We start from the raw sequence: 14,156 nt of genomic DNA, 5'->3' as shown, positions 1-14,156 counted from the left end.
TACACGGATTTTCCGTAGCCTGGAGCCTTCCTCGCGCTGGAAAGCGGCTCATGGCAACTCGTCTGGGCGTCACGGGCCTGCTCTTCGCCCTCCTCGCTGCGTGCTCCACTCCGCGTGCCATCCGCCTCGACATGGGGCAGGGCTCGCCCCTGGAGTACAGGCCGTCTTCCTCGAACGAGTCCGTGAAGGTGGACGCGGGAGCATTCGAGGAGGCGCTGGCGCGGCTGGTGCTGGAGGTGCCCCTGACGCTCCGTGCTCCCCAGCAAGGCTTGCTGGTGCGCGCCTCCCACTCGGGAAGCAGTGCTGACGCCCGCTGGCAGCGTCTGATGCGCAAGAGCTTTGGCGGCCTCTGCGAGCCCGGCCAGCGCAGGGCCCACTGCCTCTCCCTGCGCGACATAGGGCCTGGCCTGGGCGAGTGGGACAAATTGGGTGTGGCTTTGGGCCTGTCGCTGGAGCCTCTCAAGGAGAGCATCGCCCGGGCGGTGGAGAAGACCCTGGCACCCCAGCTCTTCTACACTGTCATCGCCACGGGGCTCGTCACCTGGGCCGTGCTGGCGGCGAATCCCGAGCCGGTGTTCACCAAGGCGGCGGCCATCGTCTCCGCGGTCCTGCTCATCTACCTGGGATTGGAGACGTTCCTGGAGGTGGTGGACGCGAGCCGGGAGCTGAAGCGGGCCACGGACAGGGCCATGCCGTGGATTGAGCTGGAGCAGGCCGGCCAGCGCTTCGCCCACAGGGTGGGACCGGAGGTGGCGCGCGTCTTCGTCCTCGCGGTCACCGTGGTGGTGAGCCACGGCATGGCTGGGGGCGCCGCGTGGCTGGCGTCGCGGCTTTCGATGCTGCCGAGCTTCACGGAGGCTGCGGCGGCCGGGGCCTCACGAGTAGGCATCAGCCTTGCGAACGCGGGACAGGTGCGTGCGGTCGCCGTTGAAGGGAGCACCGTCGTCATCTCCCTGCCTGCCCCAGCGGTCGCCATGACGGCACAGGACTCACGAGGAACCGCAGTGGGAGTCAGTCCTGCCGGCTTCAGGTCCTGGGGCTCGTCTTCCGGACTCAAGAGTGCCTTGGGCCCGGCTGGCCAGGGAAAGCAGTGGCACCACATCGTCGAGCAGACCCCAGGCAACGTGGAGCGGTTCGGACCTCATGCCCTGCACAACACCGAGAACGTCATCCGCCTGGGGCAATCGCTACATACCCGCATCAGCGCGCTCTACTCGTCCATTCGCTGGAACATTACCGGTTCGAGGAGTCTGACCGTACGACAATGGTTGAGCACCCAGTCGTACGAGGCCCAGCGCAAGTTTGGTTTCACGGCGATTGAGAAGGTCACGAAGGGGGTCTGGTAATGAAGCTGGAGGATCTCGTCGAGCAGTTCGCCGAGAACGTGGCTGCGCAGACCGATGCCATCTGGCGGGGGGACGCAAAGACAGGGAACAAGCATGCCAAGAGGTACGGCGCCGCGTTCGACAAGCTCCGGACCCATGGAGATGCTGGACGAGATGCACTTGCCGCTCTTTTGACACACCCGCGACTGGATGTCCGGGTCACAGCAGCGGCCTGCCTGCTCCGCCATTGCACTGTGGAAGCCAAGGCGGTTCTGGAAGAGGCCGCCAAGGGTGAGGGAATGGTCCCCTTCGAGGCGCAGCAAGCTCTGCAACGGTGGGAGGAAGGCACCTGGGCCTTGGACCCGGCATGAGCCTGCGCGACCTCCAAGAGGCGAGCAGCAATGAACTCATCCAAGAGTACGAGCAGGCGGCGCTTGAGTTCGCACCAGATAAGGGGAACCTGTTCTGGTGGATCTTGCAGCCCGTCCAGGACCCATCCGGACACCCGCCGAGTACGCACTCAAGGCGTGGCGAGCGGGCATGCTCAAGTTCCCGTGAGACAATGGCTGTTCGTTACGAAACCGCCGCTTCATCCCACTGCCCCTCGCCTCAAGGGCTGCCGGAATCAGTTGCTCGTCTTCTTGAGTGACTTGATGGCGTCCGCCGCTGCGTCGTGGCCGCAGTCCTTGCTGCCCAGGAGGCCCTTCTCCTTGGGCAGCGTGGTGACGCGCTCCAGGGCGGGGATGGCATCCGCGTCACCCAGGCCCGCGAGCCGGTTGGCGGCCTGGGTGCGGATGCCGCAGTCCGGGGTGTTCAGCGCCTCGCTGTACGCGCGGACCAGGTCCACCCCGTCCGCCGCCTTGGCGAACTCCAGGTAGCGCAGCGCGCCCCACTGGCGCAGGGAGTACGCCTCCTCGGCCAGGTCCTCGTAGTGGGCGCGCATGCGGTCCTTCGGGAGTCGGGCCAGGGACCGCTCCAGGACCGTGAGCGGCTCCTTGCCGTAGTCCTCCGCCAGCCCGTCGAGGATGAGCGGCTCCACGTCCTCGAGCTCCTCCTCCTTCAGGTGGTTGAGCGCGGTCCGCTCGCTGATGTGGTGCCCCTTGGCATGGTGCGCCGCCACACGCGCGCGCCGCAGCGAGGGCAGCTCCTTCTCCTCGTCGGTGGCGCCGTCCATCAGGGCCAGGGCTTCGTCGAGCTTCCCATCCTCCAGCAGCGCGAAGGCCCGCGTGCCGGCGTCGCTGCGCTGGCCCAGCCACGCGGCCCCGGCGCCCAGGAGCACCACCGCGCCGGCGATGAGCGCCGCCTCGCGCCGCCGCTGACGCAGCAGCTCCCCCAACTCGGTGGGCAGCTTCACGGCCTGGAGCTTCGCCAGCAGGGGCGCGAGCGCGTTGCCCCGGCTGCCTTGCGAGGCGAAGCGGTCTCCGAAGGGCGGGCCCTCCGCGGCGCGCTGGCAGCGGTAGAGCTGGAGCTGCTCGTCGCGGCCGGGCAGGGCGATGGCGCCGCAGGGCTCGGCGGTGACCTCCGCGCGGTTGCGCGCCAGGTTCACCGCTTCGGTGAAGGTGACCTCGCCCGCGCTGGCGACGTGCTCCACGGCCTCGACGACCTCCATGGGCTCGCCCAGCACGGTGTCCGGCGTGGCGAGCACCTCGCCCGCGTGCAGGCAGACGCGCACGTTGAGCCGGTCCACCTCCGGCACCGCCTGGTTGTGCCGCCACAGCCGGTCCTGCATGGCCATGCCGCACAGCACGCCCGAGGTGGGGGAGCGGAACACCACCAGCAACGCGTCCCCGCGCTTCTGGACCAGCCGCCCGTCGTGCTCCTTCACCAGGGGCATCAGCAGCTTGTCGTGCGTCTCCAGCATCCGCGCGTTCTCTTCGTGCGTCTGCCGGCTGGTGCGCTCGGTGAAGCCCTGGATGTCGGTGAGCATCACCGTGAGGTTCTGCGGCTTCACCACAGACGCGCTGCCGCCCGTCAGCGCGGCCATGCTGCTGGAGGGCTTCAGTCCGAAGGCCGCCGTCCCCGTGCGCGGCGCGGACGCCACCGGCAAGGCGCCCGAGGCCGCGCCGCCGCTGGAGGCCACGCCGAACGCGGCGGTGCCACTGCTCGCCTGCGGCGCCGGAGCGACTCCCGCGAAGGCCGCCGTGCCCGTGGGGCCCGCACCGCTCCCCGTGGCGCTCCCGGTGCCGAACACCGACGTGCCGGAGGAGGGCGTGGCGCCGCTCCCCGGCGGAGGGACGTAGGCGGGGGTGCCCAGGCCGGGCGTGAAGGCGGAGAGGGCCGAGTGCGCCGCGGCCAGCGCGTCCGCCAGCTCATGCGCGCTCTGGGGGCGCTTGCCCGGGTCCTTCTCCAGCAGGCGCATCACCAGCGACAGCAGGCCCACGTAGCGCGACAGCGTAGGGGCCGCGCGGTCCAGCGGCAGCGGCGCGGCGGAGGCGTGCTGCGACAGGAAGTGGCGCGGCAGGGGCCCGTCGAAGGGGAGCCGCCCGGACAGCACGCGGTAGGTCAGCACGCCGAACGAGTACAGGTCGCTGCGCGTGTCCACCTTCGCGCCCACTGCCTGCTCCGGCGACAGGTACTCCGGCGTGCCCAGCACCACGCCCACCTGACTGACGCTGCTGGCGGCGTCCGGCTCCACGAGCCGGGCGATGCCGAAGTCCAGCAGCCGGGCCTGCTCGCCCCGGGCGCCCTTGGAGATGAAGACGTTCTCCGGCTTCAGGTCGCGGTGGATGATGCCCTTCTCGTGGATGGCGGCCAGGCCCTCCGCCAACTGCTGGAGCAGCGGCAGCCCGCGCCCCACGGGCATGGGGCCTGGGGTGAGCACGTCGTACAGGCTCTCACCTTCGACGAACTCCATGACGAGGCACGCGTGGTCGCCGGACTCGCCGAAGTCGACGATGCGCACCACGGCCGGATGCTCCACGGCGGAGAGGAGGCGCGCCTCGCGCTTGAAGCGCTCCGCCATGCCGGCCTGGGCGTGGAGGTCATGGTGCAGGACCTTGATGGCCACCTTGCGGCCCAGGGAGACCTGTTCACCAAGGTAGACCTCTCCCATCCCGCCCGAGCCCAGCGGACGGAGAACCCGGAAGCGACCGTCGAGGACAAGGGAGTCGGGGGCCAACACGCGGGCGCATCTTGTCCGACTTCGGCCCAGGGCGCAGCCCGTTCCTTCACCCTGGATTCGGGGAGCCATCACGTCTCGTTGCCTGCCCCACAAGCGGGGGTTTGCCAGAAATTTCGAGGGCTTGGACCCCGTGCTAACGTCCCTGCTCCCGCGATGGCCACCGAAAGCGATTCTCCCAAGCCCGCCACGGCGCTGGATGCGCGCGCCGCCGCCCCCGAGCTGCGCCTGCTGGACCGCAGGGCGTTCGTGGGCTTCCCGGCGCTGGAGGTCCTGCCGGGGCTGCGCATCTCCGACTTCGCGCTCCAGATTCCGGACGTCAGCTTCCCCTTCAACGTCAGCGCCGGCGCCACGCGCTACCAGCGCAAGAAGCTGCACTTCGGCTTCCTCGAGCTGTCCGTCGACGCGGACCTGGTGACGCGCCGGGTGGCGGAGCTGGCCGGGCGCCTGGCCGGCATCGAGGACCTGCGCCTGCACTTCCGGCCCGGCTACCTCGAAGGCCAGGGCCGGCTGCCGGCGCCGGAGCACACGCCCTTCACCTTCAAGGTGGCGTTCGACGCGGACGGGGAGCGGCTCGCCGTCTACCTCTACGACGTGCGCCTCTACGGCTTCTCCTCCACGCCGTCCGTGCAGGTGCCGGGGCTCTTGTCCTCGGCGGTGGGCGCGCTGGCGTTGGTACCGGAGGTCGAGGTCCGCGGGGCCACGGGGTTCTCCACGCGCGTGTTGCCCGTGCTGTGCCAACTGGCGGCGGTGAGCCGTGGCTACAAGATGCCGACGCTGGACACCGCGCGCCTGTCGGCCGCGGAGGTCTCCAGCACGGGCCTGCGCCTGCGCTTCTCCGCGGGGGGCCTGCCGCCGCCGTCGCCTCCAGACGAGGAGTTGCTGCTCGCGCTGGAGGGCGCGCGCGCCTTCGCGGACGCCGAAGGGCTCATCGCGCAGGGCCGGCTGGCCGACGCGCGTCAGGCGTATCTCCAGGCGGGGGACGCGCAGGACGCGCACCCCTTCGCCGCCGAGCGGCTGCTGTCGCTGATGGTGGCGGACCCGCAGGCGCATGACCTGGCGCTGGACGTGGCGGCGACGCTGCAACGCCGCAGGGACCGCAGCCCCGCCTCGCTCTGGGGCGAGGCCGTGGTGCGCGAGCGCCGGGGCGAGGGTGCCCGCGCCGCCGAGCGCTACCTGGCGCTGTGCGCGCTCGCGCGCCGGACCTCGGAGGAGGCCGCGGCCTTCTTCGCCGCCGAGGCAGCCGCTCGCTGCTCGCGCGACACCGCGCCGCAGGTGGCGGTGAAGGCGCTGCACGAATTGCTGGGGCTCAAGCCCGACCACCTGCCGTCCCTCAAGGCGCTGGCGCGTGCGTCGGACCAGGCCCGCGACAGGGCCGGCGCGGTGCGGGCCTATCGCCGGTTGGCGGCGCTCGCTCGCGACCCGGCCGAGGCCGCCGATGCGCACGTGCACCTGGCCCGGCTGTGCGCGCAGACGGAGGACGACATCGCCGGCGCGCGCCTGCACTGCGAGGCCGCGCTGCGGCTGGCGCCGGACCACCCGGACGCGCTGCTGCTGCTGGGCGAGCTGTGCCACCGCGGCGGTGAGCACCTGCGCGCGCTGAAGGCCCTGGACCGCCTGCGCGAGGTGGCCATGGGCCGCCACGAGCTGGACCGGGTGGGCCACGCCGACCTGATGGCTGGCCGCGTGTGGGACGAAGGCCTGAAGCAGCCGGAGAACGCGCTGCTGCGCTTCCGTGAGGCGGTGTCGCTGCTGCCCGGTGAGCCGGAGCCGCTGTTCGCCGCCGCCCGCGTGGCGGAGGGGCTGGGCCGGCTGCAGGAGGCGCTGGCGGGCTACCAGCAGGCGCTGGAGCTGGCAGGGCCGGCGCCGCGCTCGGACGAGGTGCGGCACGCCGCGCACGCCAGCCACCACGCCCTGGCGCGGCTGTACCGCACGCGGCTGGGGGACCCGGCGCGCGCGCGGGAGCACCTGGAGTCCGCGCTGGCGTTGGACCCGCGCGACGCGGTGGCGCTGGAGGAGCTGATTCCGTACTTCCGCGCCACGGGCCGCTCGCAGGAGCTGGCGGAGGCGCTGGAGAAGGCCGCGGCGCTCCACGACGCGCCCGGCAAGCGCGCGGCGGCCTGGGCCGAGGCGGGCGAGCTGTACCGGGGCAAGCTGCAACAGCCGGAGAAGGCGGAGCGGCTGCTTTTGCTGGCGCTGGAGGCGGATGGCGACCACCGGCCCGCGCTGGAGTCGCTGCTGGCGCTGGCCGAGGCCCGGCGTGACGGCGCGCTGCTGACGCGGTGCCTGTCTTCGTTGGCGCGGCTCGCCACGGACCTGAAGGAGCGCGCGCAGAAGTACCGCCGGCTCGCGGTGGCCGCGCGCGACCTGGCCTTCGATTTGGACCTGGCCGTCCACGCGCTCCAGGAAGTGCTGCGCGCCGAGCCGGATGACCTGCCCGCGCTGGGGGAGCTGTGCGCCTTGCAGCGCAAGCGCGCCGACATGGCCGGGCTGGCCGACGCGCTGGAGGTGCGCGCGCGGGTGGCCGAGGCGCAGGGCGACAAGCGCCTGGCGGCGGCGGCGCTGCGAGAGCTGGCCGGCGTGCTGGAGGCCCGGCTGGGCCGCGTGGGTGACGCGCTGGTGGCGCTGGAGAAGGCCGCGCGGCTGGCGCCGGACGCCGCGGTGCTGCTGGACCTGGCGGACCTGTCGCTGCGCTGCGAGCGCCCCGAGCATGCCCGGCGCGCGCTGGAGACGTTGCTGTCCACGCTGCCGCGCACGGCGGCGCCGGAGAAGCTGGCGGACGTGCGCTCCCGGTTGGGCCGCGCGTGCGAGATGCTGGGCGACCGTGAAGGCGCCATCGCCGCCTACGCGCAGGCCTTCCCGCTGCGCCGGCTGGATGACGCCCTGGCCGCGCGCCTGGAAGCGCTCTACACGGAGGCGGGGGAGTCGCAGGCGCTGGCCGAGCTGTGGGCCAACCGCGCCCAGGCGCTGATGGGCGCCGACCGCGCCGAGGAGGCCGCGCCGCTGTTCCTCCAGAGCGCCCGCGCGCTGCTGGAGCGAGGAGAGAACGCCGCCGCGCTGATGCGCCTGACGGCCGCGCTGGAGGCGAGCCCCGAGGGTCCGCTGGCCGCCGAGGTGCTGGAGTCGCTGGCCGAGCTGGAGCTGGAGCGCGGCGAGAAGCTGGAGGCCGCGCGCCTGTACGCGCGCCGCGCCGCGCTGATGCCCGAGGCCCGGGCCGGCGCGAAGCTGCTGTTCCGCGCCTCGCTGCTCGCCGCGGGGACCAGCCGCGAGGAGGCCTTCCTCGCCGACGCACTGGAGCGCGACGCGAGCTACGCGCCCGCGCGGCAGCGGCGGGGCGAGCTGCGCCTGCCCACGGATGCCCGCGCCGCGTTGGAGGACTTCGAGGCGGTGCTGGCCTTGCCGCCCGCGGACAGCGATGCGCCGCGCGAGAGCGAGCGCGTGGCCCTGACGCGCAAGGCCGCCACCGCCGCAGTGCGCGCGAGCCGCACGGATGCCGCCCGCCGCCTGCTGGCCGAGTACAGCGCGCGCGCGCCGGAAGATTTGGACGCCCGGGTGGAGCTGGCGTCGCTGCACCGCAAGGCGGGCGCGCGCGAGGCCCTGGCGGACCTGCTGGTGGAGCTGTGGCCGCGCCTGTCCGGCGAGCCCCGCCGCGCCGCCCGCCGCGAGCTGGCGGAGCTGTCGCTGGGCCTGGGGCGCGCCACCACCGCGGTGGACGCGCTGCGCAGCCTGCGCCTGGAGGAGCCGCACGACACCTGGGCGGCGCAAGCGCTGCTGGACCTGCTGCCGCCGCCCGGCACCGGCACGCCGGAGGAGGAGACGGAGCGGCTGGAGCTGCTGAGCACGCTCGTGGCCGCCGCCTCGGGCGAGGCGCGCGCGGAGCTGCTGGCCCGTCGCGCCGTGCTTCACCGCGCCGCGGGCCGGGTGTCCGCCGCGCGTGATGACTTCTCGGAGGCCGCGAAGGGCGCTCGTCGTCCCGCGGCGTTGCTGCTCGCGCTGACGGAGCTGGCGCGCGAGTCGGGCGACGAGGCCGCGGAGCTGGACGTGTGGCGCCGCGCGGTGTCCGTCGACGCCAACCTCGCCACCCGCGCTCGCGAGCGCCTGCTGGCCCTGTCCGCCACGCTGGTGGAGAAGGACGAGCGCGTCCTCGCGCGCGAGGCCCTGGGCGCGGCCATCGGGCTGGAGCTGTCCGCGGCGGAGCGGTGTGACGCCTTCTTCTCCCTCGCCGAGCTGGCGCGCCGGGAGGGCAAGCTGGAGGAGGAGGCCGCCGCGCTCGCCGATGCGGCCCTCCAGGGCCCCGTGCCTCGCCGCGTGGAGGCGCTGCTGGCGCGCGCCGCGCTGCTGGAGTCCGGCGGCCGGATGGAGGACGCGGGGCGGAGCCTGGAGGCGGCGCTCGCGCTGGCACCCCGGCACGCGCGGGCCACCGCCGCGCTCCAGCGCGTGCTGCGGACCCGGGAGGACTGGGCCGCGCTGGCCGAGCTGCTCTCCACCGAGGCACCGCACGTGGCGCCCGCCGAGGCGGCCGCGATGTACGCCGAGCTGGCCAGCCTCTACCTGGACCGGCTGTCGCAGCCGGTGCCCGCCGAGGCCGCGCTGCGGCAGGCGCTGCGCCTGTCTCCGTCCGACGCCGCCGTCCGCCGTCGCCTCGTCTCGCTGGTGGCGGAGCGTGGCGAGCTGCGCGAGGCCGCGGCGCTGCTGGAGACCGCGGCGGAGAGCGCCACCGCGCAGGACGCCGCGCTGCTGCTGCGCGAGGGCGCGGGTTACGCGCACGGCGCGCACGACCTGGACAAGGCGCTGAAGCTGGCGCGCAAGGCCCACTCGCTGGTCCCCGCGCAGGGGGCGGAGCTGGCGTCGCTGGCGGAGCTGCTCTACCTTCGCGGCGCGGTCGTCGAGGCGCTGCCGCTGCAGGACGCGCTCGCCGCCGCCGCGGACTTCCGGAGCGCGCCCGAGGCCGCGGAGTCCACGTGGCTGCGACTGGCGGAGCTGGCCGAGCAGACTGGAGAGACGAAGCGCGCGGTGGACGCGTACCGGAAGCTGCTCGCGGAGCGGCCCCTGTGCGAGGCCGCCGTATCGCGCCTGGCCGCGCTGCTGGAGAAGGACGACCCGCGCGGCGCCTTCGAGGTGCGCGTCACCCACGCGCACGCCCTGGCGCCGTCCGAGGACACCGTGCAGCGGCTCGTCGAGCTGTCGGCGCGGGCCCGCGAGGTGCTCGCGGACGCGGGAGTGGCGGCCTCACTGCTGGCGCGCGCCGCGTCGCTGGCCACGGAGCCGCTGCCGCTGCGTCGCCGGCTGGCGGCGCTGCACCGGGAGACCGGCCGCACCTTGGAGCTGCTCGCCGAGCTGCGCGAGGTAGCCACTCTCAGCCTGGAGACGGGGGACGCGGACGCGGCGCTCGAGGCCTATCAGGAAGAGGCCCGGCTCGCGGTCGACCTGGGCCGCGCGGACGACGCGCTGCGGGCGCTGGCGGATGCGCGCGACCTGCTGGAGGCGCGGGGGCAGCAGTCCGAGGCCGCCGCGTGTGAGCGCTACCGGGCGAGGCTGCTGCGCGACGTGAAGCTGGACCCTGCCGGCGCCGAGGTCGCGCTGGAGCGCGCCTTCGCCCTGGCCGTGGATCTGGGCACCGCGAAGCTGGGCGCGGCGCTGGCAGAGCGTCGCGATGACGCGGAGGCCGAGGCGCGTTGGCTGGAGCGCGCGCTGCCGCTGCTGGATGACGCGGGCGAGGCCGCAGCCATGTTGCTGCGGCTGGCGCGGCTGAACCTGGACGTGCTGTCGGACGTGGCGAAGGCCGAGGAGCTGCTGCGCTCGGCGCTGCGCAAGGACCGGGCGCTGACAGAGGCCGAGGGCCTGCTGGAGAAGCTCCTGGAGAGCGACGGCCGGCTGGCGGAGCTGGCGGCCTGGTACGAGGAGTGCGCGGAAGGCGAGCCCGACGCGGCCCGTCGCGCGGACCTGTTCCTGCGCGCCGCCGTGCTGTACCGCGACCGGGCAGGGCGCCCGGAGTCCGCCGCCGCGGCCTTCATCGCGGCGCGTGGCGCGCGCCCGGATGACCTGGAGCTCACCGCGCAGGCGGCGGAGCTGCTGCACGAGGTGAAGCGCCACGCGGACGCCGCGGAGTTCGACGCGGTGCTGCTGGAGGCGGACCCGTTCCGCGAGCCCGTCTTCGCCCGGCACCTCGCCTTCCTGGAGGCGGACGAGGACCACCAGGCGCTCGCGGAGCTGATGCTGCGCAGGGCGCAGCGCCAGGAGGCCGCGGGCGCAGCGGAGAGCTACCTGTCCGCCGCCCGGGCCTTCCGCGCCGCCGGTGCCCGCGAGCGGGCGCTGCTGTGCGAGGACCAGGCCTTCGAGCTGAGCCCCGCGAGCGCGGAGGCCTTCGAGCGCGTGCGCGAGCGCGCGTCCGGGGACGTGCGCCGGCTGGCGGACCTGCTGTCCCAGCGCGCCGCGGCCCTGTCCACGGCGGAGGCCCTGCCGCTGCTGCGCGAGCGCGCCGCTCGACTGCTGGACGCGGGCGAGGCGCTGCTGGCCGCGGAGGCCTTCGACGAATATCTCTCCCTGGCGGGAGACGACGTGGACGCCCTGTCCGCGCGCGCCGAGCTGGCCGCGAAGGGCGGAGGTCCCGTCGCCGCGCGCCCCTACGACCGCCGCCTGCTGGACGTGGGCGGGGACGCGCTGCCGGTGCCGGTGCGCACGCGGACCTGGCTGCGGCTGGGCCATGCCTCGCTCGGCGCGGGCGCGTTCCACGACGCGGCGGATGCCTTCGAGTCCGTGGTGGCGCTGGAGCCGGAAGGCGAGCGCGGCCGTGAGGCGCTGTCGCTTCTGGCCGAGGTTCACTCGCGCACGGGCAACGCGCCGGGCCTCTACCGGGCGTCGCTCCAACTGGCACGCAACGCGGAGGACGCCGCCACCGCCGAGGTGCTCTACCGCCGCGCCGCGGACCTCTTCGACGACCCGAAGGACGCCATCGACGCGCTGCTGCCGCTGGCGCGCCTGCGGCCCGCGGATGCGTCCGTCATCGACCGGGCCGTGGCGGGCCTGCACGCCCTGGGGCGTCATGGCGACCTGCTGGACGTGTACGCCTCTGGCGCGGAGGCGGCGGGTGGCCGCCGCGCCGCGGAGCTGCTGTTGGCCGCCGCGTCGTTGGCCTCCAACTCGCTGGCGGATGAAGACGCGGCCTGGACGCTGACCCAGCGCGCCGCGGAGGCCGCGCCGGAGGACCTCACCGCCCTCCAGGCCCTGGTGACGGGCCTGCGTCAGCGGAGCGAGTCCACGCGGCTGCTGGAGGCGCTGGAGCGGCTGGTGCCGCGCGTCGAGGACGCCGACGAGGCCGCGGTGCTGCGGCTGGAGCTGGCCGCGCTCGCGCGTGACGCGGGCCGCGAGGCCGTGGCACGGGAGGCGCTGGAGGAAGTGGCCGCGCGTGGCGCCTCGGGCGCGGGCTACGCGGACGCGCTGGAGGCCCTGGAGCCGCTGCTGAAGGACGCCCCCGCGCGCCGCGCCGAGGTGCAGGTGGCGCGCGCGGAGCTGGCCTCCGGCCGCGAGCGGCAGGTGCTGCTCATGGCGGCCGCGCGAGGCTTCGAGTCCGCCGGCCAGCTGCCGGAGGCCCTGAAGGCGGCCAAGGCCGCCGCCTCGGTGGAGCCGGACGTCGACGCGGCCCTGCGGGTGGCCCACCTGTACCGCGCGTCGGGCGAGGCTCCTCGCGCGGCGCGGGCGCTGCTGCAGGCCGCGCGGCTGGCGGCGCCGGAGGAGCGTCCGCCGCTGCTGCTGGAGGCCGCGGGCCTCTGGGAGAAGGCGGGCGCGCACGGCGAGGCGCTGGAGGTGTTCGAGCGCATCGCCACCGAGGCCCCGGACATGCTCGCGCCCTCGGAGCTGGCCGAGCGCTTCGGCCGGCTGGGCGCCTTCGCCCGCGCGCTGGAAGTGGGCTTCGCGCCCGCCATGGCCTCGGGCGACCTGACCGACGCGCTGGCCATGGCCGCGCAGGCGGGCGACCCGGCCCGCACGCGTGAGGCGCTGTGGGCCCTGGCCGCGCTGGCGGACGCGGACCCCGCGCATGCTTCGGCCCTGGCGGATGGCCTGCGCGCGGAAGGCGACGCGGAGGGGTTGCTGGAGCTGGCGGGCCTGTCCGCCGCGCGTGACGCCGTGTTCGCGGTGGCGCTGCGCGACGAGGTGCTCCGCTCGGCCGCGGCCCCGGTGCTGCCTCGGCTGCGCGCGCTGGAAGAGCTGGCGCCCGAGCCGGGCTTCGCGGCCCGGCTGACGCTGTTGCTGCCCACCCTGGAGAAGCTCCCGGAGGCCTTGGCGGAGGCGGTGCTGGCGCAGGTACATGCGCAGCCGGGCACGGCGCGGGTGGAAGCGCTGGCCATGGCGGCGGACGGCTGGCCCTCGCGGCGCAAGACGCTCTTGCGCGAGCGTTGCGCGCTGGAGCTGGAGCTGGGCCGCTACGAGTCCTGCGTGCGCACGCTGTCGCAGCTGGCCGACGAAGAGCCGGAGGCGGTGGCTCGCGCCGTCCTGCACCTGGAGCGGGGTGAGCTGCTCCTCAGCCCGCTGGAGCAGCTGCTCGAGGCGCGCGAGGCCTTCGAGCAGGCCCTGAAGGACGACCCCGCGCAGCTCCATTCCTTGCGGCACCTGCTGTCGCTGGTGGACCTGGGCGAGGAGCCCGCGGTCTTCGTGTCGCTGGTGGAGCGGCTGGAGCAGGCGGCGGGCGCGGAGTCCGGGAACATCTACCGCGAGCGGCTGGCGGACGCCTACGAGGCCCTGGGCATGGTGGCGGACGCGGCCGCGCAGCTCGAGCGGCTGCCGGAGACGGATGAACGGCTGGCCCGCCGCGCGAGGCTGGCGGAGGAGCGCGGCCTCACCGGCGAGGCCCTGCGCCTGCGCGAGCGGCTCACCGACGAGCCCGCGGTGCTGGAGGCCATCCTCCGCGGCTACCTGGACGCGCAGTTGGTAGCGCCGGGTGCCCGGCTCGCCGCGCGCCTCTTCGACGCCGGCGAGCTGTCCCCCGAAGTCACCCGCATGGCCGCCGAGCACCTCTCCTCGGTGCCCGAGGGGGTGTCCCTGGCCGTCCGCATCTGGCCGCACCTGCTCCGGGAGCGCCCGCTGGACGTGGATGGCTGGACGCTCTACGCGGAGGCCCTGCGGGCCCTGGGCCGGACGGAGGACTCGCAGCGCGCGGACGGCGTGGGCGCGGCCCTGTCCTCCAGCGACGCGGCGGCGCCTCAAGCCCTGGTGTCCACGCTGCCAGTGCCGTCGGGCTTCGAGCATCCGGTGCCCGCCGGCGCGGTGCCGGTGACGGCCGAGCGCCTGCCTCGGCTCGCCGCGGCGCTTCGTCCCGTCCTGGCCTCGCTGGGCGCGGACGCGTTGCAGCTCATGGTGGACCCGGTGGGCGGGGTGGAGGCGTACCTGGTCAGCGGCGACGTGCTGGTGCTGGGTGCGGGCGCGCTGTCCTGCTTCGGCGCCTCCGAGCTGAGCTACCTGTGCGCGCTGGCGCTGGCGCTGGGGGAGGACGGCGTCAAGCTGACCCGTCCTGGCCCGGTGCCGGGCATGGAAGCGGCGGCGGTGACGGCCTTCCTCTCCGTGCCGGCCTCGCTGGCGGCGGGGCGCGTCCTGGCGCGGCTCGACCCGGAGGTGCGCGGAGGGGACCCGGCGCAGGTGGATGTAGGCGCCGTGCTGGCTCGCGGCGACACCTTCCGGGCGCTGGCCCTTTGCGTGCTGGACGTCGCCTAGCCGTGTAG

4 protein-coding genes are annotated in these 14,156 nt (G+C 74.6%); 3 read left to right on the top strand and 1 reads right to left on the bottom strand.

The annotated features are described in order from the left end of the window. Nucleotides 1–50 precede the first annotated feature (50 nt). Nucleotides 51–1,346, top strand: a complete 1,296-nt coding sequence (gene sitA5 / locus KGD87_RS21115; RefSeq protein ID WP_284662134.1) for a SitA5 family polymorphic toxin — start codon at nucleotides 51–53, stop codon at nucleotides 1,344–1,346. Beyond that, nucleotides 1,346–1,696, top strand: a complete 351-nt coding sequence (locus KGD87_RS21110; protein WP_284662132.1) for a DUF2019 domain-containing protein — start codon at nucleotides 1,346–1,348, stop codon at nucleotides 1,694–1,696. Before sitA5 ends, KGD87_RS21110 begins: the two co-directional genes overlap by 1 nt. A gap of 254 nt (nucleotides 1,697–1,950) precedes the next feature. Here the strand turns inward: KGD87_RS21110 and KGD87_RS21105 are convergent, their stop codons facing one another. Next, nucleotides 1,951–4,446 (bottom strand): protein kinase domain-containing protein, encoded by a 2,496-nt coding sequence (locus KGD87_RS21105; protein WP_284662131.1) that lies wholly within the window; start codon nucleotides 4,444–4,446, stop codon nucleotides 1,951–1,953. 153 nt (nucleotides 4,447–4,599) lie between these two features. Here KGD87_RS21105 and KGD87_RS21100 point away from each other — a divergent pair, with 153 nt between their 5' ends. Next, nucleotides 4,600–14,148: a flagellar hook-length control protein FliK gene (locus KGD87_RS21100; protein WP_284662129.1), complete on the top strand. Its 9,549-nt coding sequence runs from the start codon at nucleotides 4,600–4,602 to the stop codon at nucleotides 14,146–14,148. The last annotated feature ends 8 nt before the right edge of the window (nucleotides 14,149–14,156 follow it).

This window comes from Myxococcus sp. SDU36, assembly GCF_030168875.1.
GTDB lineage: Bacteria > Myxococcota > Myxococcia > Myxococcales > Myxococcaceae > Myxococcus > Myxococcus vastator.
This window is presented reverse-complemented; position numbering and strand designations above follow the sequence as displayed.